Consider the following 23,230-nt stretch of genomic DNA (forward strand, 5'->3'; position numbering starts at 1 on the left):
AGGCCTATGACACTTCGCGCACGAATCCTGGGGGCGGCAGCCGGTGGCGGTCTCCCCCAATGGAACTGCGGGTGCGAGAATTGCAATCTCGCACGGGCGGGGAAAATCCCCTCCCAGACACAGAGCTCGGTCGCGTTTAGCGGCAACGGCTCGGATTGGGCGATCCTGAACGCCTCTCCTGACATTCGTGACCAGATGGCGCGCACGCCGGAACTGCACCCGACGGCCCTGCGGGAATTGCCCCTGCGGTCGGTGATGGTGACCAACGGCGATATTGACCACGTGGCAGGGCTACTCATCCTGCGCGAACAGCAACCGTTCAAGCTGTTCGCCACGGCCGAAATCCACAGCGTGCTAGCCCAAAACCCCATCTTTGACGCCCTGCGCCACAACATCGTGCTGCGCGAGGAAATCGCCCTAAACCAACCGTTCGAACTGGCCCTTGACCTGACCGCGACCCTGTTCGCGGTTCCGGGCAAGGTGCCACTGTATATGGAAGGCGAGGTCGTACAGACCGACCTCGAGGGCGAACAAACCGTCGGCGTTCACCTGCAAGCGGGCGGCAAGGATGCCTATTACATCCCCGGCTGCGCGCTGGTGAAAGATGATCTAGCGGATCGTTTGCGCGGCGCGGATATGGTGATGTTCGACGGCACCCTCTGGCAGGACAACGAGATGATCGACATGGGCCTGTCGCAAAAGACAGGGCAGCGCATGGGCCATATCTCGATGTCAGGGCCTGATGGGTCGATGGCCGCGTTTGCCGATCTGGGTGTCCTTCGCAAAGTCTATGTCCACATGAACAACAGCAACCCAGTCCTGCGCCCCGAAAGCGCCGAGCGCGCCGAAGCCGAAGCAAACGGCTGGACCATCGGGCAGGACGGGATGGAGATCACCCTATGACCGCCAGCCGCGAGGAATTCGAAGCCCGCCTGCGCCAGATCGGTGCCGACCGCTATCACGACAAGCACCCCTTTCATCACATGCTGCACGGCGGGGAATGCACCCCTGCGCAGGTGCGCGCTTGGGTGATCAACCGCTTTTACTATCAGGCCAGCATCCCGATGAAGGACGCCGCCTTTATGTCCCGCGTCGAAGACCCCGCCCTGCGCCGCGAATGGCGCAGCCGGATCGAGGATCACGACGGCCATGGCGAGAACGAGGGCGGCATCGAACGCTGGCTGCGTCTAGCCGATGCCGTGGGTCTGGACCGCGACTATGTGGCCAGCAAGCAGGGCGTGCTGCCCGCCACCAAATTCGCTGTTGATGCTTATGTGCGCTTTGTCCGCGAAAAGCCGTTGCTTGAGGCTGTGGCAGCATCGCTAACCGAACTGTTTGCGCCGAAAATCCACGCAGACCGGATCAAGGGTCTGCTGGCGAACTATGACTTCGCCAACGATCGCAGCATGTCCTACTTCCAGCGCCGTTTGAACGAGGCCCCCAAGGACGTCGCGTTCGGCCTGAAATACGTGCTGGATAACGCGGACACGCAGGAAAAGCAGGACGCCGCCGCCGCTGCGCTCGAGTTCAAAACCGACGTGCTGTGGTCCCAGCTCGATGCGCTGTATTCGGCGTATGTCGCGCCCGGCCGCATCCCGCCCGGCGGCTGGCAGCCCGGGACCTATGAGTTGGCCCTGCGAGCCACGGCATGATCGCGCCCAATGCTGTTCCCTATTTGCCGCGCGGTGTGCGTCTGCACCGCGACCACGTGCGTGACCGTTGGGTGCTGCTGGCGCCCGAGCGGACGATCAGCCTTGATATGATCGGCCACGCGATCATCACCGAACTGGACGGCTCTAGCGGGCTTGCGCTGATCGTGGACCGGCTGGCCGCGAAATATGATGCCCCCGCCGACCAGATCGCAGGCGACGTGCAACAGTTCCTCGGCCAACTGGCCGAGCGCCGCTTTCTGGAGGTGCGCGCATGAAGGTTCCCGCCCCTCTGGCCATGCTGGCCGAGCTGACCCACCGCTGTCCCCTGTCCTGCCCCTATTGCTCGAACCCTGTCGAACTGGCGGCACGTTCGGGCGAATTGACGACCGAAGAATGGCTTTCGACGTTCAAGCAGGCCGCCGATATGGGTGTCCTGCAACTGCACTTGTCTGGCGGCGAACCGGCCACGCGGCGCGACCTGACAGAACTGGTCAAGGGCGCGCGGGATGCGGGGCTGTACACGAACCTGATCACCTCGGGCATCGGTCTGACCGAAAAGCGGATGCACGAGTTGGACGCGGCGGGGCTGGATCACATCCAGCTGTCGCTTCAGGGAACCGACGCCGAGATGGCCGACCGCATCGGCGGCTATCGGGGTGGGTATGACCGCAAAATGCAGGTGGCTGGCTGGATCAAGGACATTGGCTTCCCCCTGACCCTGAACGCCGTTCTGCACCGCCAGAACCTGCACCAACTTCCCCGTGCGCTGGAAATGGCCGTGGAAATGGGCGCCCGCCGGATCGAGGTCGCCATCGTTCAGTTCTACGGTTGGGCGATGCTGAATCGCAACGTGCTGATGCCCACCCGTGAACAAGCCAAAGAGGCCGAGCGCATCGTTGCGCAGGCGCGCGAGGATCTAAAGGGAACGCTGGTCATCGACTTTGTCCCCGCCGATTACCACAGCGACTACCCCAAGCGCTGCATGGGCGGCTGGGGTACCACGGGCCTGAACATCGCGCCGGACGGACAGGTTCTACCCTGCCACGCGGCGCAGACGATCAAGCACCTGAACTTCGAGAATGTGCGCGATAAACCCTTGGCCGACATCTGGTACCAGAGCGATGCTTTCAACAGCTATCGCGGCACCGATTTCCTGCCCGAACCCTGCCAGAGCTGCGATCGCAAGAAGATCGATTTTGGCGGCTGTCGGTGTCAGGCGCTGGCCGTGGCAGGAGATGCGAACGCGACCGATCCGGTCTGCATTAAGTCGCCCCACAACGATAAAATGCGCGCTTTGGCCGATGGTTTTTCAGCCGAAGAAACCACCGAAATCACTTACCGCACCGCGGCAGGCTAACGGAACAGGGCGGCCCGAGAGCCGCCCCTATTGTATCACCAGAAAGGTCGGATGTCATCGACGCGGCGGTAATATTCCCCGTGCGACAATTCTGACCCGCACTCCGATTTGGTAAAGGCGAAGTGCATCTCTTGCAGCGCTTCGGCACCACCGCTCATCACGTAGAAGTCTGGACCCGCCAGCGGACCGCTTCCGCAATGATCGCCAGTTGGCACCAGACCACGGCTGACGTCCGTAACGACGACCGTCCCGTAGCCTTGGGCGCCGCCATTCTGCAGGCTGTCATACACCTCGAACACAAGCCCTTGCGCACCTTCGGAGGTGTGAACCATGCGGCCCAACGCATCCTCAGCTGTCTGCGCCACGGCATGGGCTGCACCTTCGAAGGTGTTATAGCTCTGACCAGGCTCCAGAACGTAGAGGTCCAGATCAACCGGCTGTTCCCATGCGAGAACGACGCGAATGGTGCGGTTCGCCTCTGGCCAGGTGACCTCTTGCTCGGCGCCGTCAGCCATTTGAATCACAGCGGTCTCACTCAGCAAAGGCAGGTTGATCTGCGCCATGCCATCGGCGCCCGCGATCCCGTCAAAGGCATGGTCGCGGTAGGTCAAGGTCACCACTTCGCCTTCGTTGCAGCCGCTGAAGCCTGCGGTCAGAATGCCATCCACCACCGCACCGTCAAAGGCATTGCCACAGCCGCTCTGCGGGACAGCGGGGGCAGTAGGCGCAGCCTCTTCAACCGGCATCGCGGCTTCGATGACCTGCTCGCTGCAAGGCAATTCCCGCGGGACCAGACCGACAGAGACCGGCTGAAAACCAACCATCATCTTGACCGCCTTGAAGACACGCCCACAGGGCAGGTCCGCGCGCAATGTCCTGTCGATCACGTTGAACTCCGGCTTCAGAATAGCGCCATCGCGATCGGTCAGCGACAAACGCACCTGATCCGCACAGATCGGCGCGACCACCAAAGCCGTGCCTGTGTCAGTTTCTACCAGTTCGACCGTGCGCGGGTCGTCGCAGGCTGGCATGACCGGCGCAGGGTTTTCATCCGCCACAGGGATGGGCGCAGGCGTTGGCGCTTGGGCGACGGCTTTCTGATCCAGTTTGGGGGCATCAAACCCCTTGGGAAGGGCCAAACCGGCCCCTCCTTCGGTTTCGGGGGCTGCCGGGGCGACAGCCGCTTTAGGCAGCTCGGATGGCGCTTCGATCCGGACGGCTTGGCGCACCTCAGCGGCGGCCGCAGCCTCTGCCGTGGTCTCAGCAAGGACCGGCTGCATCGTCGCGCACAACACCGCGACGCCGAGTGTTTTAAACAGAATACGCATTACACTCCCCTTTTTATCAATCAACGCGACGCCCAAACTTCGACGCGGCGGTTGCGGTCGTAGCCAGTCTCGTCGTTGCATGCGACGGGTGCATCTTCGCCGACCGCCATGACCTTGATGTCGACATCGCGTCCGAGTTCGGCGCGCAGTTGGTCAGCCAAAGCCTGCGCCCGATTACGCGAAATTTCGAGGTTCAGCTCATACCCACCGGTGTTGTCGGCAAACCCTGCAAAGACCAGCTTGCGGTCTGCATTTTCGGGCTGGTTCATCCACTCAACCAGACGGCCCATGTCATCCACAGAGCGCGCATCCAAATCCGAAGAACCGGTGACGAAGTGGAACGTGGCGCTAAGGCGATCCATGTCACGGACAGTCAAAACGTAGTCACGGACAACCGGACCGTTCTGGTGTGGCATGAACTGGATGTTGGCCAGCGCATCGACCGCTTCCCAGCCGGAGCGCACGCCTAGGTTCAGGTCAACAAAGCCATGCTTTTCCAACTGCTCTTGGCCTTCGCCAACAACAAAGTCGGTGAACGCTTCGACATCCGCCGGATCGGCGCTGGCGTTCTTGTACATATAGAGACGGCGGCTCAGCGGGTACTCTTCGGTTTTTACCGAGAAGGCGGTGGGGCTGTGGATCGCATCGCACACCTTGAGCGGCAGCGCCTTGGCATTGCGCACATAGGACAGACCGGTGAAGCCAATCGCTCCGGGCTCTGCGCGGACCGCATCCGACAGGTTGGCGTTGGACTCGAATTCCTTGGCTGACGAGATCAGCGGCAAGTCGTTCATCACCAGCGAGTCAAAGGTGTCAAAAGTGCCCGACTTGTCATCTCGCGCATGCACCACGATGGGCATGTCGGGCCCGCCGATCTGGATCCAGTTGGTCACGATACCGGCAAAAATATCGCGGACCTGCTCGATGCTCAGCTCGCGGACAGGGTTGTCGGGGTGCACGATGATCGCCACGCCATCAAGGCCGACCACGATCTCGCCATTGGCGCCTTCGGCCAGCGGGTCGGAGTAGCCTGCGACCTGCAGGTCGTTGCGCTCTTCGTCCTTAATCCGGCGCGAGGCCATCGCGATGTCCGCCTCGCCTTGTAGCATGGCGCGGAAGCCGGTGGAGCTGCCGTGCGCGGCCAGAGTGATTTCACTCACACCGCCGGGGAGTTCGCCCTCGATTTCGACTGAACGCTCGTTCTCGTCACCCAGAACCCATGCGCCCATGGATGCGCCTTCTTGGGCGACCCACGCCTCAAGCAGCGCCGGAGCCAACTGCGCCCCGATGGTGTTCGAGCCGTGCAGACGCAGAGCGGTGGGCTGAATGCTGGCCACGACGTCGGCCTCGACCACTGCCTCGGCCACATCTTCTGCAACGACCTCGGCAACGTCTTGCGCCTCGGCCTCGGCGGCGGGTGCCTCGGCAACGACCAGATCTTCGGGGCAGCCATCGGCGGGGCAGATATCGGCGATAATGCTGCGGGGATACGTGATCGGCCCGTATTGGGTGTTCACGTCATAGCGGCCCGGTGCCACCTCTAGGACCATGCCTTTTTGGCGCGAACCATCATGCAGCTTAAGGGTCGCTTCGACCGCTGATTTCAGGCGATAGTCAGTGGCGCTTGCGGGCAGCAGATCCACATCAATCCGGTCCTTGAGCAGCTCTGCAAGCTCGCCGCTGTCGCGGGCCTCGGCCAACGCCGCGTTGAATGCCTCAATGGTCGCCGCTGCGTTCGGCATGTCAAAGGGCAACATCAGGTGAAGGGTGCGACGTGCCAGATCAAAAGAGCTTTCGCGGATCGACGAAACATCAAAATCGGCAAAGTTCAAAACAAAAGCCGCTTCGCTCTGATCCGAGAGAACCGCGAAGACGTCACCATTCGACAGCATCTGGAAGCAGCCGTTCATGTCATCTGCAGTCACGCGTGCAAAATCGCCCGCATCCACGCGCAGTTGGAGCGAGGTCGCCAGATTGTAACCCGCTGGATAGCACAGATCCTGACCGCTCAGGTCATCCAAAGAACTCAGTCGGTTGTCCCGCGCATACAGGCGCTCGCCCACGGCGAGCACCGCGTCGGTGTACAAGAACCCCAGCGATCGGCTCAGAGTATAGTAATAGGGGAAGGCGCCAGCGTAGGTGCCATCGCGTGCACCACCCTCTGCGTCAGACCAGGTCGGCGCGAAAGTGATGTCTGCGGCGATGCCTGCCTTGTCGAGGATGTGTTTGAAAGCCAGCGTCCCCACGCCGCCATCGGGCAGCTCACTTCCCGAAATCAGGCCGTACGGCTCGCTGGTCGCAAAAGTCATGCTGTCCTGTGCCACAGCGGCGGTCGACGTGAGCAACGCAAACACAACCGAGCACGAGACACCCGAAGCGAAGGTCTTAAACATCAAAAATCCCTTGATACCCTTACGCCAGAAGGCCCGCGCAAATGACAAAGCTCCGCAAGCACGATGCAATCAAAGATTGCAACGCGGCAGCCCATAGCCCTGTGATTTCGTCGGAACGCCCCCCAGCTAATCCCAATAATTCATTACAGTTATGTGACAGAAAATGATGAATTTCCGCAGCCAAAGCATGGCGACAGATTCTTTCTTTGCAACCTTAAAGTGCAACACATCTCAAATTTCGGTGAGTAGATGAGCGTTTTGAAAACCTGTAGTTGCGTGGACGTCGCCCTAAACGCCCACGCTCAAATAGAAATTTAAGAATATGGTTTTTGCGAGTTTCCTCGGGCAACTGATCCTTGCGACAATTATACAACTCAGCTTGCCAATGGCGCCGCCCCAGAAACGCAAAAGCGCCCGACCTTTCGGCGGGCGCTTTGCTATTCTTGGTGAATCAGGGGACTTAGGCCAGAGCCAAAACCGGCTTGGACGAGATAGTCTGTTTCACATCATCTTCCGAGATGTTGTCGATCTGCGAAATCGCGACGCTGACTTGGTTCAGACCCTCGGACTGCTGTTTGGCGTTTTCGGCGATACCGTTCATCAGATCGGCGAGTTCGGACACAGCGTTCAGGATCTGGTTCAAGGATTCACCGGTTTCAGACACCAGTTCCACACCTTCGGAAACCTGCTCCGAAGAGGTTGTCACCAAATTGCGGATCTGCTGGCTGGCATCGGCCGAGCGCTGCGCAAGCTTACGGACTTCCTGAGCGACCACAGCAAAGCCGCGGCCTGCTTCGCCTGCGCGAGCGGATTCGACCGCAGCGTTCAGCGCCAGAAGGTCGGTCTGACGGGCGATTTCGTCGATCACAGTGATGATGGTGTCGATCTGCGAGGACGATGTTTTGATTGCGTCCATAGCGTCCATAGCGCGGTGCACGACGGCGCCAGAACCTTCGGCATAAGAGCGTGTTTGTTCAACAACCACACGTGCGTTGCTGGCGGTCTCGGCAGCGGCACTGGCAGCGGCCGAAATCTCTTCGACGGCGACGGCAGCTTTCTGGCCTTCCTTACGGGTGCGGGCGGCGACTTCGAGTGCCTGCTCGCGGGTGGCTTCGGCTTCGACCTGCGCTTCTTCGGCGGCAGCAGCGGATTTGCTGAGTTCGGCGCGGCCAGAGATGATCTGCGCTTCGGCTTGCTGCGAACGGATCATCGACCACAGCAGGATCGCGGCCTCGAACAGGACGATCACAGCGTGGAAAACGACGCGGCCCAGAACATCGAACAGAGCGAGGCTGGGGAACACCAACGAGGGCGCCAGCAGACCAAAAGCAAGGTGGTGTACTGCGGTCACGGCCACACCAGCCAGCAATGCAGGAACGCTGCCCATGGTCGCAATGATCGCGAGCACGGCAAAGAACATCATGTGGCTGTCCAGCTGCCACGGATGGCCTGCAAATGCAGAGGTAAAGGCCACACACTGGCCGATCAGAACGACGGACAGAACGATGGCTTGGGACTTCTCGGCCACACGACTCGACGCGTACGCAACGGCGAGCAAGGCCAGGGCCGCGATCAGCTCAGCGACGAGGTTGCCACCGACGAGAAATGCAGAGAGGGGCGCGATAGGCGTCATGCCCATAGCGACCTTGCGGGTCAGTGCGATCGCGCTCGCCTTCGTGGAAGTGATGTCTTCAGTACTCATTGAGGTGTTTCCGTTGCGCAGAGGAATGGAACGTTTCGGGGATCGAGCAAAAACCAAGCGCCTGCATCTTTGAACGCATCCGGTGTCGCATCAGTGGCGACAACTGCAAGCGGGGCGTTGGCCGGACCAACGACTGAACCACCGGCAGCGGTGACAATCGCCTCTGGGCCGCCATGCCACGGAGGGGCAACCACAAGGATCAGGTCCGCGTCATCCGGCACTGACGCCACAGCAACGCTTGCCAGTTCCGCAACAAGGATGGCACTCATTCCAACAGCAATCAGGGGCGCAGGGTGAAGGTTTCGCATTTAGCCTGTTTACTGCACGCATCAAGGCGATCAATCGGGTCCAAACTTATGCGTCGCGGCTTCATCCAATCGGGTTAACGCCAACTGACCAAGTTGCTGTTTCCCTATCCCCATTCGGTCCTCACCCACTGATATTAAAAGAAAAACAGGCGCCAAATGGCACCTGATCTAACGTTTCAATTCTGTGAAGCCCTAGTTTCGGGGCATATCCTTGGCCCGCGCCAGCCGCTTTTGCGCCGCGATGCGCATGGGGGCATTGGGCGCACCGTAACCTGCGTAACCATTTCGGCGCTCCAACACTTCGACAAAGAGCCCGCCGGGAATCGCCTGACTGTAGACCTGGAAGAACTCCCCTTGGTCGTCGCGGTCGTACAGGATGTTCAGCTTCTTCATGGTGGCCAGCTGATCCGGGTCAATGTCAAAGCGCGCAGCGAGATCATCGTAGTAGTTCCCCGAAATCGGCAAAGTCGCAAATCCGCGATCCGCCAGCCTCTGCGCGGTTTCAAAGATGTCGTCAGTCGCCAGCGCGATGTGCTGAACCGGCGCGCCAAAGCTGTCCGCCAAAAATGCGCCTGCCAGCGTCCGGTGGGTTTCCGCGCCGTTCAGGGTGATACGAAACTTGCCCGACTTCGCCTCCATCGCGCGAGAGCGGACCAGACCGTCAGGGTCGGTCACGTCGAACATGGGCGACTGCTTCATGTCGAAGAGCGAGGTGTAGAACAGCGACCAAGACAGCATATCGTCATAGGTCATTGTCTGCGCCACATGGTCGACGTGCTTGAGGCCCACGCCGATGGTGTCAGCTTCGACAGGCGAGAATTCCTGCTGCCAAACAGGCGCCAGCTTGTCCGACTGATCAAGGAAATGCAGCAGGCTGCCCCCCAGACCCCGGATCACCGGAATGTCGATCTGCCCCTCGGACAGGGGCTGCGAGAACATGGTCGCCCCCAGCGCCTTGGCGCGGGTGACAGTGTCCGCCGCCGATCCGACATCCAGACCGAAATCGCATACACAGGTGCCGTGCATGTTGTAGGCCGATCCCGCGAAGTCATGCGGCTGTTCATTGATGATCACGCGGATATCACCCTGCTGCCAAAGCGCGACCTTCTTGTCTACGTGCTGGCCAGTCTTGGCAAATCCCAGAACTTCCAGTTGCTTGCGCAGTTTATCGGCGTCATCGCCGCGCGAGGCGAATTCGATAAAGGAAGTGCCGTTGACCTCGACCTTGGGCGGGAGGTTCGGCAAGGGCATTGCGACTTCGGGCTCTTGGCGGCGCACGTTGTCCATCAGGTTGATCAGCGAACGATAGCCATCGCGGGCCACAGTCTTTGCGTTGCCCTGCCGGAATTGGTCGTTGAAGATTTCCAGACTGACGGGGCCGTTGTAACCGGTCGCCACGACGGCGCGCATAAAGTCGGTGATGGCCAGATCGCCCTCGCCCGGCATGTTGCGGAAGTGGCGGGACCAGTACAGCAGGTCCATCTCGATCATCGGCGCATCTGCCAGCTGGACAAAGAAGATCTTGTCCCCGGGGATGCGCCGGATGGTATTCGGGTCGATCTTGCGGCCCAAAGTGTGGAAGCTGTCTACAATGAGGCCGATGTTCGGGTGATCTGCACGGCGCACGATTTCCCACGCATCGCGGTGATCGTTCACGTGGGTGCCCCACGCCAAAGCCTCGTAGCCGACGCGGATGCCGCGCTTGGCCGCGCGCTCCCCAAGTTCAGTGAAATCCTCGGCGGCGCGGTCGATGCCGCCCAACGCCTGCGGATGCACCGACGAGCAGAAAAGCACTAGATCGGTGCCCAGTTCCTGCATCAGATCGAATTTACGCTCGGCGCGATCAAAGGCCTTGGTGCGCAGGGCACCGGGCAGACCTTCGAAATCGCGGAAGGGTTGGAACAGCGCAATTTCCAGCCCGTGGTCGCGGACAATGCGCCCCACATCGCGCGGGGTGCCTTCGTCCGCGATAAAGTCCTGTTCGAAAATCTCGATCGCCGAGAAGCCTGCGGCGGCGATTGCTTCGAGCTTTTCGCGCAGGTTGCCAGAGACCGATACAGTGGCGATCGAGGTCTTCATTAGTAGGTCCTTTCGGTCATCAGTTCCGCGCGCAGCGCAGGTTCATCCAGAGGGGCGCCGCAGAAAAACTTCCACGCGTGAACCCCTTGGAAGAAGAACAGTTCCCACCCCGATATGATGTCGAGGCCGTTGGCCTTGGCGTCGGTTAAGAACTGAGTGTCCGGCGGGGTGTAGACCGCGTCAAACGCCCAAGCCGCACCAGCCATAGCCCATTCCGCCAGCGGAGTGCCGTCATAGCCGACCATGCCCACTGGGGTGCAGTTCACGATGCCCTGCGCGCCATCAGCCATAGCCTCGGCGTTTGAGCCGCAGATCACTGTCACCTCGGGCGCGGTTTTGCGGACATCGGCCGCCAGCGCCTCGGCCTTGGGCATATCGCGGTCGACCAGACGCAGTTCGGTGCAGCCCAGACCCACCAGACCAAAGGCAATCGCCCGCCCTACTCCGCCCGTGCCGATCATCAGGACCGCACCAGGGGCACGATCCCCCCGCACATTCCGATAGGCCGACATGAAGCCCGAGTAATCGGTGTTGTGGCCTTTGGGGGTGCCCTCGCCAAAGATCACGGTGTTGACCGCGCCGATGCCACGCACCAGCGGATCGTCCACTTGCAGGAACTTGGTCACGTATTCCTTGTAGGGATAGGTGACGTTGATCCCGCGGTAGCCGTTGTCTTTGGCGAACTGGAACACACCGTCAAAGTCCTGCTCCATCTCGCGGGGGACCAGACGCAGATAGCTGACGTCCATCCCGTTTTGCTCGCCCGCAATCTTGTGCAGCAGGGGCGAGCGCGAGGCGGCGATATTGTCACCGATCAGGCCTAGTTGAAGTGTGACGGGCAGGTCTTGCATTACGATGCACTCCGGTTGCTACGGCCAAAGATCAAAGCTTTGCCCTTGGTCCACAGCGGGGTTTGCGACACGAAAATCAGCACCACGGCGACGAACAGAACGGTCGAGAGCGGGCTGGAGAAAAGGCCACCAAAGAAGCGTCCCAGATCTTCGCGCTCGGAAATGATCGCACGGCGCCAGTTATCGTCCAAGAGGCGGCTGAGGATCACACCCAGAATGACCGGCCCCAAGGGGTAGCCGTAGTGGCGCATAAAGTAGCCGAACACACCAAAGCCAAGCATCCAGTAGACGTCGGTGATCGAGTTGTTCACCGCATAGGCGCCGACGATGGACAAGAGCATGATCAGGGGGATCAGAAACGCGCGAGGGATTTCCACGATCTTGGTGAACAGCTTGATGCCTGTCAGGCCGAACAGCAGGATAAAGAAGTTTGCGGTGATCAGCGCGCCCACGATGAACCAGAACATGTGCGGCTGGTCGATCATCAGCATCGGACCGGGGTTCAGACCGTGGATATAGAGCGCACCGATCATAATCGCAGTAACCGCATCACCGGGGATACCAAGGGTCATCATCGGAATGAATGCACCGCCCACCGCCGCGTTGTTGGCAGTTTCAGGGGCGACAAGACCTTCGATTGCACCGTCGCCGAATTCACGCTCGGGGTTCTTGGTCACACGCTTGGCGTGATCATAGGCCATCAGCGCAGCGATATCGCCGCCTGTCCCCGGCAAAGCGCCAATGATGACACCAATAGAAGACGTTTGAACCGATAGCGGCAGATGCTTCTTGATGGTGCTAAAGGACGGAACGATGCGGTCGATCTTTTGCCGCACAGCGGGCATGTCAATGTGATGCAGCTGAAGCAGCGCCTCTGACACACCGAACATACCGATCATCACGGCAATGAACGAAATGCCTTGGGTCAGCAGCGGGATGTCAAAGGTGAAACGCTCGGTAAAGGTTAGCGGGTCCATGCCCACCGCACCGATGCCAATTCCCAAAGCCCCTGCGAAAATTCCCTTGATCAGCGAGCCGGACGACAGTGACCCCACGAGCAGAATGCCCAGAACCGCCAGCAGCATGTAGTCCCGCGGCTGAAAGGTCAGCGCGAACTTCGAAACAAATGGCGCGGCCAGTGCCAACACACCGATCCCGATAAAGCCGCCAAAGAACGACATCACGGTGGTCACTCCGATGGCGGTCCCTGCCTCGCCCCGCTTGGCCATGGGATAGCCATCCATCGCGGTGGCAATCGCCGACGGCGCACCGGGAATATTGAGCAGGATCGCCGTCCGCGAGCCGCCATAGACGCCGCCCATGTAGATACCGATCATCAGAGAGATCGCAGGCAGAACATCCCAAGAAAAGGTGAACGAAATCAGGATCGACACCGCCATCGTCACCGAAAGACCGGGAATGGCACCGACATAAACGCCGGCAAAGGTGCCCAAACCCACCAGCAACAGCAGCTGCGGGTTTGTAAAGATCATCAGCATATCCATCAGGGCGCTCATGCGTCACCTCCTGCAGAAAATAGGTCGCGGAAGTACTGGATGAACTCTGCCTCGGGCACGATGCCTGCAGGCAAGAGCACTGTGAAGACGATGCGAAAGATCAGCCAGATGACCACGAGCGATCCAAGAGCGATGAGCAAGGTCACAGGCCAGCTGCGGCGGGCCATGAGTTTCATCGAGAGGATCAGGAAAATTGCGGCCGTGGGAATAAATCCCAGCGGTTTCAGAGCAATGCCAAATGCCACAAGCAAAACGAACATGACGATCACGAGCCAAGGCAAAATATCCTTGGACATGGTTTCGTTCGCCACGAGCTTCAGTCTGGCCGTCTTGACCAGAATAATAATCGACGAGATCAGCATAACGGCGGCTGTCGCCATCGGGATCGCACCGGGCGAGGACAGCGCCTCAAAGCCCGCGATACCGTAGGCGTTCCACAAGAGCGCACCGCTCCCAATCGTCAGAAAAATGGTGAAAACCAGTTCACCGGGGCGACGGCTGTCAGCGTAGCCACCCGGAGTGGCGTCGGACGTACCATCGTGGTGATCAGCGTCACCGCGAAAATCGGGTTCCATGGCTTCCTCCATCAGCCTAGTGCAAGGCGAGGCCCGCCCTGCGGAACGATAGACGCCGCCCATCTAGGGACGAGCGGCGCCAGTATAGCAGCTTTGCCCGCCAAGCGGGCGATCTGTCAGTTTGGTTTATTCGCCGGGACGCGCGATGCCGAACTCTTCGGGCGAGCTCTTGGTCAGGCCAGCGTCCTGCAGCAGCCAAGTGGTGTTCTGCTGCCAAGTCGACAGGAAGTCTTCGGCTTCGGCACCCGAGATGTTCATCATGGTGAAACCACGGTTGTCCATCAGCTGTACGAAGTCTTCGTTGGTGGCCGCTTCGGCATATGCCGCCGACAACTTCTCAACGACGTCGTCCGGAGTGCCTTTGGCAACGAACACACCAAAGAACGGACCCCAAGGCAGGAAGTCGTTGTAGGTCTCGTTGAAGTCGGTGACTGCAGGCGCGTCGGGCAGCTTTTCATTGGCCGCAACGTCGAACAGAGCCAGCGGCTTCATGTTGCCTGCGCGGATGCCTTCGATCGCTGCGCCCAGAACGGCGGGCATCACGTCGATGGCGCCACCCTGCAGAGCGGTCAGCGCGGGGCCGTCACCGTCGTAGGGCACCGAGATCACGTCCAGCTCGCCTTCAACAGTTTCGATCATCGCGGTGACAACCGAAGGCAGGCCGCCGGGACCAGTCGCGCCGAAGCGGACTTCGCCGGGGTTCTCTTTGATGTAGGCCATCATGCCTGCGTAATCGTCGAAGGGCGCGTCAGGGCTTGCCACCAGGATCGGGGTGCCGCGTGCCAGCAGGTTGATGGGGGTGAAGTCGGTGTAGTCTTTCTTGCCCAGACCCATGACTTTGTAGAGCAGCGGGTTTTCCGCCCCCATCAGCAGGGTGTAGCCGTCGGTCGACTGAGTCGCGACGTAGTTCAGCGCGATCGCGCCAACGCCGCCGGTCATGTTCTGCATGACAACAGTGCCACCCAGCGCGTCTTCGGCGTGGGGGGTGACCGAACGCATTACGGTATCGGTAGACCCACCGGCACCCCACTGGATGATGCCTTGGATTTCCTTGGCGGGATAGTCAGCCGCCAAAACACCGGTTGCAGAAAGAACAAGCGCCGAGACGGCGCCGAAAGCGAAACGTTTCATAGTATCTCCTCCCAATGAGATCATTTCGGGATAGCTATTGCTTGCAGAGCTACCCGTTAAGACCAGAGACTGACGAAGCCAAGGCATAACGTCAAATACCTAAAGTTATCTACTATTAACCTGAGGTTATTTTACTGCTGGCAGGATTTAGCGCCAATGTGTTGCTGCATTCGCTAATTCACGGGTCAGCAGTCGTATCGCATCTTCGGCAAAGGCTGAAAGGTTCCGGCCCCTCTTTTGTACCACATAGGACTGAACAACAACATTTTCTTTCAGGGGCTTACGCACCAAACCCGGCATGTAGACTTCGGCCACAGAAAACTCATCGATCAAGGCCACCCCAAGCCCATGCCGGACGAAGCTGACGAGGGTCTGCGCAAAGCGTCCACGGATGGAATGCTGCATCGTCAATCCGGCCTCAACAAAGGGTTTGGCAAGGATTTGCCCGTAGGGATCCGCAGGATCGATCCCGATCAGAGGCTCGTGTTCTAAATCGTAAATCGAGATTTCATCCTGCTCGGCCAGCCTATGGCCCTCTGGGACAATCACGACGATTCGCCCTTCGGCAATCTGTGTGTTTTCGATCCCGGCGTTCTGCACGGGCGAGCTCATGATTACGAACTCGCCACGCTCGAGCAGCAGATAGTCGACCGTTTCCTCAATTTTCAAAATATTCAGGTCAATATAGAGGTCAGGGTAGCGCCCCCGTAGATCGCGGATCGCACGTGTGGCGATGAATTGCGCCACCGACGGGGCTGAGGCAAAGGCCAATCTCACGTCCTCACCCTTTTGCAGGGAGTCGAGCGCGAGCTGCAGGTTTTCGACGCCCTTGTAGACCTCTCGGATCTGGTCAAAGACAGCGCTCGCCTCGACCGCAGGAATAAAGAGGCCAGCGCGGCGTTCGAACAATCGAATACCAAGGCTCTCTTCTGTATGTTTGATCAATCGGCTGATGCCGGGGGCGGACACCCCCAGATGGTCCGCTGCGCCACTGATCGTCCCGCGCAGCATCACGGCACGGATTACCTCGATCTGGCGAAGAGTAATTTCTTTCATGCCTGTCTCCTCCCACCACAGTGATTAACATGATGTTCCGTAATTCGACATACTTGTAATTGACGTTACGCAGCGGAATGCCTGAGATGGGCCCATTGAGGGGACGAGGGGGCAATACAGTGGCGGTTAATACACCTGAAAAAGTCAGCTTTGACGTTATCGTCCTAGGGTCCGGCGCGGCTGGGTTGTCCGCAGCCGTGACGGCAGCAGGCCATGGCGCACGGGTCGCACTGATCGAGAAAGAGCCTGTGATCGGCGGCACGACGGCGTGGTCTGGTGGCTGGATATGGAGCCCGAATAATGGCCCCGCAAAGCGCGCCGGGATTGACGAGGATATCGACGCCCCCCGCACCTACCTGAAGGGCGTTTTGGGCAACTACTTTGATGCCAAACGGGTGGATGCGTTTCTTGAGGCCGCGCCAGAGATGGTCAGCTTCTTTGAAAGCGGCACAGCGCTGCAATTCGACGGTGGCTTTCCCATCCCCGACACGTATGGCCACGTGGCAGGCGCAGGCACCGGCGGACGGTCGGTGATCGCCCGCCCCTACGATGCCCGAGATCTGGGGGCGGACATCGCACTATTGCGCGAGCCGGTGCGAGAGACCACCTTTCTGGGAATGACCATTCAGGCCGGTGCCGACCTGCGTGCTTTCATGACCATGACGCGGTCGGTAAAATCCTTTACCTATGTCACGAAGCGCACCCTGCGTCATTTCCGTGATCTGGCCTTGTATCGGCGTGGAATGGATTTGCGGAACGGGATCGCTCTGGTCGGTCGCTTGCTGAAATCCGCGCGCATGACAGGTGTCGATATCCGCACCGGCCAGACAGTCACACATCTAAACACCGATGGCAGCACCATTACCGGCGTCGTTCTATCCGATGGCACGAACCTCAGCGCACCAAGTGTCGTGCTGGCATGTGGCGGCTACCCTCAGGATGGCAAACGACGCGCCCAAACCTTTCCCCGCAACGAGGAGCACCGCACCCTCGCGGTCGAGAGCGCCAATGGCAGCGGCCTTGCCTTGGCCGAAGCAGTCGGCGCACATGTGCGTACCGATCTAGCACGGCCCGCTGCATTCTGTCCCGTCTCGACTGTACGCTGGCCCGATGGCCGCGTCGCTCAATTCCCCCACATCATTGATCGCGGGAAACCCGGTCTGATCGGCGTTCTCGCGAACGGCCAGCGCTTCTGTAACGAAGGTCTTGGCTATCATGATTATGTCGAGGCTCTGCTCCGCGTGACACCAGAGGGAACGCCCGCGCGCAGTTGGCTGATCTGCGATCACCGTTTCCTGCGGCGGTACGGCATCGGCGTGGTGCGTCCGCAGCCCCTGCCCTTCAAGCAATGGATCAAGCGCGGGTACTTGAAAACAGGACGCACCCCCGAAGAGCTGGCGCGCGCCTGCGGAATCGACGCCAATGGCCTGACGCAAACGCTGGCTGACTGGAATGCGGGCGCAGATCAGGGCGAGGATCCAGCCTTTGGTCGCGGCACGAGCCCTTACATGCGACTTCAGGGTGACCCAGAGCAAACGCCCAATCCAAACGTAGCCCCGATCCGCAAAGCGCCGTTCTACGCGGTCGAGGTTGTGCCTGGCAGCTTCGGGACATTTGCGGGGCTGGCAACGAATGAGAACGCCCAGGTGCTGCGCGCAGATGGCTCCGTGATTGGTGGGCTATATGCGGCGGGCACGGACGCGGCCTCTGTCTTTGGCGGGTTCTATCCGGCAGGCGGGATTAACCTTGGCCCCGCAATGACCTTTGGCTTTATTGCGGGCCGGCACGCGGCCCAGACCGGAGCGAATACATGACGCGCGATATTTCTATTGCCCACCTAAGCGCGATTGACCTCTCACCCCCTGCCCTGATCGAAGCCGCTGCAGAGGGCGGACTGGATGCAGTCGGTCTAAGGCTGATCAAAGTCACGGAAGATTCGCCCGGTTATCCCCTGTGGCAGGACCCCGCCATGATGCGCGCCACCAAGGACGCCCTGCGCAACAGCGGACTGCGTGTGAACGACATCGAATTCGTCAAAGTCACCGCCGAAACCACAGTAGAAAGCTTGCTGCCCTTCTTTGATTGTGGCGCGGAGCTTGAGGCGAACACCGCCATCCTCGCCCCGTATGACGAAGACCTGTCACGGCTGTCCCAAACAATCGGGGCGCTGTCAGAGGCCGCACAGGCGCGTGGCCTAGGGGTCGTACTAGAGTTCTTTCCGTGGACTTCGGTGCCTGATTTGGCGACCTGCTGGCAAGTGGTGCAAGCGGCGGGTGACGACGTGGGCCTGTTGGTCGACAGCCTGCACTTCGACCGCTCGGGCTCTTCGCTTGACCTGTTGGCTCAGATCCCGCAGGAGCGGATGCCCTTTTTGCACCTCTGCGATGCGCCTGTTCTGCCCGCCTACGCGGTCGAGGATCTGCTGCACACAGCACGCGCTGAACGGTTCGCGCCGGGCGACGGACAAATCGATCTGGCTGCCTTTCTACGGGCCGCGCCAGACGCGCCCATTGGGCTAGAAATTCCTCGTCCTATGACGATGTCGGCTAAGGGGTATGCCAGCGCTTTTGCCACCTACGTTCAGAAAACCCGCGCCTTGCTGGATACCCTTTCAACGACATAAGCTGAGGCCAAAATGCACGAAAAGTACCAGCACAGGCTGGAGCGCTCCATTTACCGTCTTCTCTGTTCAAGGGCAAACTGACTGCCACGAACAGGGAGGACGATCATGAAAACTCAGGTGGCGATTATTGGCGGCGGACCGTCGGGGCTGTTGCTGTCACAGTTGCTAAACCGCGCGGGTGTCGAGACCGTGGTGCTAGAGCGATCGACCCGAGAGCACGTCCTGTCACGCATCCGTGCGGGCATTCTGGAATGGGGCGCTGTGGATTTGCTGCGCGAGGCCGGTGTCGGCGACCGCATGGGCAAAGAGGGCATCCCCCACGACGGTTGTTACATGACCGACGAGGACCTGATGGTCCACATCGACTTCAAACACCTGACGGGCAAACAGGTCATGGTCTATGGCCAGACCGAAGTCACCACAGACCTCTATGCCGCCCAAGACACCATGGGCACGCGAATTCTGCACGGGGTAGAGGATGTTTCGATCCATGATCTGGACCAGACCCAATCCTATGTCACCTTCCGTCACGAGGGCGAAGAGAAGCGCCTAGATTGCCTGTTTGTTGCGGGTTGCGATGGCTTCCACGGGGTCAGCCGCAAGACGATCCCCGAAGAAAAGCGTAGCGAGTTCGAGCGTGTGTACCCCTTTGGCTGGCTCGGCATTCTGTCTCACACGCCCCCAGTGAACGACGAACTGATCTATTCAAACTCGCGCCACGGCTTTGCGCTGGCTTCCATGCGCAACGAAAATCTTGTGCGTTATTATGTTCAGGTGCCGCTGACCGATACCGTTGAAGACTGGTCCGACGACCGCTTTTGGGAGGAGTTCAGCCGCCGCATCCCGTCCGAAGCCGCGAGCCGCTTGGTCACTGGTCCGTCGATCGAAAAGTCCATTGCGCCCCTGCGATCCTTTGTGTCGGAGCCGCTGCGCTGGGGGAACCTATTCCTTGTGGGTGACGCCGCACACATCGTCCCGCCGACCGGCGCCAAGGGTTTGAACCTTGCTGCATCTGACGTGTTTTACCTGCACCAATCCCTGATCGACGCAGTGAAGAGCAATAGCCAGACAGGGATCGAAGAATATTCGGCCCGCGCCCTGCAACGCATTTGGAAAGCCATGCGCTTTAGCTGGCAAATGACCACCATGCTGCACCGCTTTGACGGGGAGGATAGTTTTGCCGAGCAGATGCGCAAATCGACGCTGCGCCATCTGGCGGACTCTGAAACTGCCCGCCGCGATCTAGCCGAGAATTATATCGGTCTGCCTTACTGACCTTGACCCACAGGCCACAAGGGCGCGTCCTCAAACGCTTTGGCGTAACGGGACACGCCCTGCGCCAACGGGAACATCGTCGCCTGTAACGCATGATAAACGTCGGGCTTGCCCGCGAATTGTGTCGCCATTGGACGCCCCTCTGCGTCGGTCTCGGGGTACCAGCCCCCATGAACATGGTCGATAAAGTGGTCATTTGCGAACTGCCAAAGGCGTCGATACCACTGCTCGTCATCTTTCGTCGGCGCGATCTTCAAGAGACTCGCGAGCACGCCAATCGCCTCGGTCACCGGCCACCAGTAGCGGTCGGCGATGTCCGGCGTACCATCAAAGTTCAGTGTGTAGACCAGCCCGCCGCGCTCTGTATCCCATGCATCCTCTAGCGCTCGGGTCACCACACAGCGCGCGATGTCTAGCGTGCCGTCTTTTGGACGCCCCACCAGATCCCAGTATTGCAAGAGCAGGCGCGACCACTCGACAGAGTGTCCCGGTGTCGTGCCTTTGGGCCGGAACATCGGATCACCGTCGTAGGCACGGTCTATTTGCCAATCAGCGGTATAATGTTCGGGAATACGCCAGCCTTCATCCCGCGCGACGTGGCGCATAAAGAAATCTAGAATACGTCCTGCCCGTGTCAGATAAACCTCGTGCCCTGTGGCCTCGTAGGCGGCGAGCAGCGCTTCGACCCCATGCATGTTGGCGTTCATCCCGCGATAGGTCGAAAATGGCGTCCAGTCTCGGTTCCACTCATCTGCGAACAGGCTCGGGCCATCCTCCCAGAAATGGGTGTCGAGAACGTGGCTCGCATCATCAATCAAGCGGTCCGCATCGGGGTGACCTGCGCACTTGGCCGACGCCCCAGCCAGCAAGACGAAAACATGCCCATAGGCCAGCTTGCGCCCGTCGGCGACCTGCTGCCCCTGCACACCCCATACATAGCCGCCGTACTCCCTGTCGCGATGCACGTTCCAAAGATACGCCATGCCTTGGTCAATCAGCGTCTCCGCGCCCTGATAGCCCGCCAAGTGCGCCAAGGCGTAGCTGTGGACCAAGCGCGTTGTGGAATGCAGTTCTTGGAGTTGGTGCGCCATCGGCGCCCCGTCATAATCCATAGATACAAAGCCACCGTCAGGCCGGATACTACGCGCAAAGAAATCAAGCTGTCGCTCGGCCTCCTGAGTCAGCCACGCACGATGCTCAGGCGAGGAGAGCCACGGGGTCGATCCCTCTGGTCCGGGCGCTGATTGGGGCATGGGAGTCTCCTGATCGAACAAGGGCAAAGTTACCCTTCTTGTAAGACTGTTTGCGATAACGGCTCAAGCGGAGACCGGCCATCTGACTCGCCCGAAACCGGAGCTTCGGCAACGAGCGTATTCCGGCGTAAGGGCGTTTTGACGCGATTTGACGCTCAGGTTAGGGCAGTTCACACCAAACGCAGAGCATGCGATATCTGGCAGCGCTTGCCTGCGTCGGGCACCAGACCCTATCGGCGCGCATGCGATCAAGGTTACAACCCAGCAAACGGCAAGGGGACAACATGGCTCTGTTAGTGATTCACACCGGTGGCACCATCGGCATGGTTCAAACCGATGCAGGGTTTGCCCCTCGCTCCGGCGTGTTGGAAACCGCTATCGAAGAGTTGCGGGCTGCGGGTCAGGTCTCGACCGAAGTGCACGTCCAGTGTTTTGATCCGTTGATTGATAGCGCGCAGGCCACCCCTGCCGATTGGGCCAAGATCGCCGCAACCATCCATGCGGAGTACGACCGCTTTGACGGGTTCATCGTGACCCACGGCACGGACACACTCGCCTACACTGCAGCCGCTCTGTGTCTGGGGCTTCGCGGCCTACGCAAGCCGGTGATCGTCACCGGCGCAATGTTGCCCCTGACGGTTGAAGGGACGGACGGTACACGAAACCTGAACGATGCCCTAACCGCCGCGAGCGAAGCCCCCGCAGGCGTCTGGGTGCAATTCGCGGGCAATCTGCTGCACGGCGGACGGGTCCGGAAATCCCATTCCCATGCCTTTGACGCGTTCGAAGCCGAGACGGTTACGACCCCGCCAGTGATCCTCGCGGAAACCTTGGACCTCGCACAAGTTCAGGACCACCGCGTCGGCGTGGTCTCGATCACGCCCGGCACCTGCACAGAGCTGATCCGTTTTGCCGCAGACACCTGCGCGGGCATCGTCCTGCGCTGCTATGGCTCGGGTACAGCTCCGGATACGCCAGCCTTGCGCGCAGCACTGCATCGTGCACAAGAGCGGAAGATCCCAGTCGTCGCCGTATCCCAATGCGCCGAAGGAGGCATCCGCCTTGGCACCTACGCTGCGGGCGGCGTCCTGCGCGAGACCGGTGTGATCGACGGACGCAACATGACACCAGAGATGGCTTATGCCAAAGTCCAATTTGCCCTGAGCCAATTCGAAAACATTGACGCGCAGCGCGAGTACCTGACCACCTGCCAGTGCGGGGAATACACCGCCGCTTAGGGCAGAGGCGCCTCGATCAGACCCGACCCCGCGCGCAGACCACCCGACAGCATGTGACGCACCTCTGCTGGGATCGATGTATCGTCCGGCTGATAGAGCCCGCTCAGTTTCAGGCTTTTGCGCAGATCAAGGCTTTGGCCCAGATACTGACAGACCATCCGCGTGGCCGCAGGCGGGCGCGGCGCACGGGCGGCCACCCCTGTCACGACGCCCGTCAAATAATTGATCCGGTTGTTATAGCTGGGATAAAAGATGATCTGCATGACCTCGTTGCGGGTCAGCATCTCCATCACGGTCATGAACAGGCGATCCCCTAACAAGAAGCAAGCGCCCTCGTATTTGCAGGTAAACTTGGCCTGACCAGGCAAACCGACATTCTCGATGCTTTTGACGTTGATCCCGTGGCGGGTGCGATAGATCTGCGTCAGGGCCCGCAAAATCATCCCCGGATGGGACATCGAATTATAGTAGGTGAAATAGTAGCCCACATAGCGGTCCAACCCACTGCGCGAACCCATCCTCAAGTCTTCGGCAATCGCAGCGATCTTGTTCGTTTCCGCCCGCACGCCGGATTCCTGCGGCTTCAGCCGGATCAATTCCATGAACTGGCCGTGGGGCATCAGGATCTCTGCTTCCTCGACGCCAAAGAAATCGCACATCCTCCGCATGATCCGCAGGGAGGGAAATGTCTCTCCGCTGAGGTAGCGATTGAACTGCGAGCGGTTCATCCCGAGCTGGCGGCACACTTCGGCGATGGACTTGTGATAACTGCACAGCGCCTTCAGGTTGGCGGGCAAATCTCGGGACATGCGGGCACATCTTTCACTAGTTGACGCTGGTTCGGATACAGTTCGCGTCGCCTGTGCGCAAGTTAGCGAAATGGTAACCACGT

General features: G+C 59.9%; 20 protein-coding genes. 8 read left to right on the forward strand and 12 right to left on the reverse strand.

The annotated features are described in order from the left end of the window. Nucleotides 1-6 precede the first annotated feature (6 nt). Genes pqqB through pqqE form a run of 4 tightly spaced genes read left to right on the forward strand, consistent with a single transcriptional unit; the run spans nucleotide 7 to nucleotide 3,009 of the window. Nucleotides 7-903, forward strand: a complete 897-nt coding sequence (gene pqqB, locus N4A58_RS11530) for a pyrroloquinoline quinone biosynthesis protein PqqB (RefSeq protein WP_293709752.1) — start codon at nucleotides 7-9, stop codon at nucleotides 901-903. Further along, nucleotides 900-1,652, forward strand: a complete 753-nt coding sequence (pqqC, locus tag N4A58_RS11535; RefSeq protein WP_293709754.1) for a pyrroloquinoline-quinone synthase PqqC — start codon at nucleotides 900-902, stop codon at nucleotides 1,650-1,652. Before pqqB ends, pqqC begins: the two co-directional genes overlap by 4 nt. After that, nucleotides 1,649-1,927, forward strand: coding sequence for a pyrroloquinoline quinone biosynthesis peptide chaperone PqqD (pqqD, locus tag N4A58_RS11540; protein ID WP_293709756.1), 279 nt, complete (start codon nucleotides 1,649-1,651; stop codon nucleotides 1,925-1,927). Before pqqC ends, pqqD begins: the two co-directional genes overlap by 4 nt. Beyond that, nucleotides 1,924-3,009 carry a pyrroloquinoline quinone biosynthesis protein PqqE gene (gene pqqE / locus N4A58_RS11545; protein WP_293709758.1) on the forward strand — a complete coding sequence of 362 codons (1,086 nt, stop codon included), beginning with the start codon at nucleotides 1,924-1,926 and terminating at the stop codon, nucleotides 3,007-3,009. The genes pqqD and pqqE overlap by 4 nt, the downstream gene beginning before the upstream one ends. 35 nt (nucleotides 3,010-3,044) lie before the next feature. On the opposite strand, the gene N4A58_RS11550 is transcribed toward pqqE, so the two are convergent. The 10 genes from N4A58_RS11550 to N4A58_RS11595 form a co-directional block, all read right to left on the reverse strand. Further along, the gene (locus N4A58_RS11550; RefSeq protein ID WP_293709760.1) at nucleotides 3,045-4,337 is read right to left on the reverse strand and encodes a hypothetical protein; all 1,293 of its coding nucleotides are present in this window, start codon (nucleotides 4,335-4,337) and stop codon (nucleotides 3,045-3,047) included. Between the two features lie 20 nt (nucleotides 4,338-4,357). After that, nucleotides 4,358-6,730 (reverse strand): substrate-binding domain-containing protein, encoded by a 2,373-nt coding sequence (locus N4A58_RS11555; protein ID WP_293709762.1) that lies wholly within the window; start codon nucleotides 6,728-6,730, stop codon nucleotides 4,358-4,360. 460 nt (nucleotides 6,731-7,190) lie between these two features. Further along, nucleotides 7,191-8,432: a methyl-accepting chemotaxis protein gene (locus N4A58_RS11560; protein WP_293709764.1), complete on the reverse strand. Its 1,242-nt coding sequence runs from the start codon at nucleotides 8,430-8,432 to the stop codon at nucleotides 7,191-7,193. Then, nucleotides 8,429-8,740, reverse strand: coding sequence for a hypothetical protein (locus tag N4A58_RS11565; RefSeq protein WP_293709766.1), 312 nt, complete (start codon nucleotides 8,738-8,740; stop codon nucleotides 8,429-8,431). The genes N4A58_RS11560 and N4A58_RS11565 overlap by 4 nt, the downstream gene beginning before the upstream one ends. Before the next feature lie 192 nt (nucleotides 8,741-8,932). Then, nucleotides 8,933-10,819 carry a sugar phosphate isomerase/epimerase and 4-hydroxyphenylpyruvate domain-containing protein gene (locus N4A58_RS11570; protein ID WP_293709768.1) on the reverse strand — a complete coding sequence of 629 codons (1,887 nt, stop codon included), beginning with the start codon at nucleotides 10,817-10,819 and terminating at the stop codon, nucleotides 8,933-8,935. Then, nucleotides 10,819-11,670: a shikimate dehydrogenase gene (locus N4A58_RS11575; protein WP_293709770.1), complete on the reverse strand. Its 852-nt coding sequence runs from the start codon at nucleotides 11,668-11,670 to the stop codon at nucleotides 10,819-10,821. The genes N4A58_RS11570 and N4A58_RS11575 overlap by 1 nt, the downstream gene beginning before the upstream one ends. After that, the gene (locus N4A58_RS11580; protein ID WP_293709772.1) at nucleotides 11,670-13,187 is read right to left on the reverse strand and encodes a tripartite tricarboxylate transporter permease; all 1,518 of its coding nucleotides are present in this window, start codon (nucleotides 13,185-13,187) and stop codon (nucleotides 11,670-11,672) included. The genes N4A58_RS11575 and N4A58_RS11580 overlap by 1 nt, the downstream gene beginning before the upstream one ends. Continuing rightward, nucleotides 13,184-13,762, reverse strand: a complete 579-nt coding sequence (locus N4A58_RS11585) for a tripartite tricarboxylate transporter TctB family protein (protein ID WP_293709774.1) — start codon at nucleotides 13,760-13,762, stop codon at nucleotides 13,184-13,186. The genes N4A58_RS11580 and N4A58_RS11585 overlap by 4 nt, the downstream gene beginning before the upstream one ends. A 126-nt stretch (nucleotides 13,763-13,888) precedes the next feature. Next, nucleotides 13,889-14,893: a tripartite tricarboxylate transporter substrate binding protein gene (locus N4A58_RS11590; RefSeq protein WP_293709776.1), complete on the reverse strand. Its 1,005-nt coding sequence runs from the start codon at nucleotides 14,891-14,893 to the stop codon at nucleotides 13,889-13,891. A gap of 147 nt (nucleotides 14,894-15,040) precedes the next feature. Further along, complete coding sequence (locus tag N4A58_RS11595; protein ID WP_293709778.1) at nucleotides 15,041-15,949, reverse strand: LysR family transcriptional regulator; 909 nt, start codon at nucleotides 15,947-15,949, stop codon at nucleotides 15,041-15,043. A 119-nt stretch (nucleotides 15,950-16,068) separates the two neighbouring features. Here N4A58_RS11595 and N4A58_RS11600 point away from each other — a divergent pair, with 119 nt between their 5' ends. The 3 genes from N4A58_RS11600 to pobA all read left to right on the forward strand — a co-directional run bounded on the left by N4A58_RS11600 (nucleotide 16,069) and on the right by pobA (nucleotide 19,847). Then, entirely contained in the window at nucleotides 16,069-17,763 is a 1,695-nt protein-coding gene (locus N4A58_RS11600) for an FAD-dependent oxidoreductase (protein ID WP_293709780.1), read from the forward strand. Further along, nucleotides 17,760-18,572, forward strand: a complete 813-nt coding sequence (locus N4A58_RS11605; protein WP_293709782.1) for a sugar phosphate isomerase/epimerase — start codon at nucleotides 17,760-17,762, stop codon at nucleotides 18,570-18,572. The genes N4A58_RS11600 and N4A58_RS11605 overlap by 4 nt, the downstream gene beginning before the upstream one ends. Before the next feature lie 105 nt (nucleotides 18,573-18,677). After that, nucleotides 18,678-19,847, forward strand: coding sequence for a 4-hydroxybenzoate 3-monooxygenase (pobA, locus tag N4A58_RS11610; protein WP_293709784.1), 1,170 nt, complete (start codon nucleotides 18,678-18,680; stop codon nucleotides 19,845-19,847). On the opposite strand, the gene N4A58_RS11615 is transcribed toward pobA, so the two are convergent. Then, the gene (locus N4A58_RS11615) at nucleotides 19,841-21,100 is read right to left on the reverse strand and encodes an AGE family epimerase/isomerase (protein WP_293709786.1); all 1,260 of its coding nucleotides are present in this window, start codon (nucleotides 21,098-21,100) and stop codon (nucleotides 19,841-19,843) included. The two genes, pobA and N4A58_RS11615, sit on opposite strands and share 7 nt — an antisense overlap. Nucleotides 21,101-21,384: 284 nt before the next feature. Between N4A58_RS11615 and N4A58_RS11620 the strand changes: the two genes are divergently transcribed. Beyond that, nucleotides 21,385-22,338, forward strand: coding sequence for an asparaginase (locus N4A58_RS11620; RefSeq protein WP_293709788.1), 954 nt, complete (start codon nucleotides 21,385-21,387; stop codon nucleotides 22,336-22,338). Here the strand turns inward: N4A58_RS11620 and N4A58_RS11625 are convergent. Next, the gene (locus N4A58_RS11625) at nucleotides 22,335-23,147 is read right to left on the reverse strand and encodes a helix-turn-helix transcriptional regulator (RefSeq protein WP_293709790.1); all 813 of its coding nucleotides are present in this window, start codon (nucleotides 23,145-23,147) and stop codon (nucleotides 22,335-22,337) included. The two genes, N4A58_RS11620 and N4A58_RS11625, sit on opposite strands and share 4 nt — an antisense overlap. Nucleotides 23,148-23,230 lie beyond the last annotated feature (83 nt).

The sequence above is a fragment of the Donghicola sp. genome (assembly GCF_025210255.1).
Classification (GTDB): Bacteria; Pseudomonadota; Alphaproteobacteria; order Rhodobacterales; family Rhodobacteraceae; genus Donghicola; species Donghicola eburneus.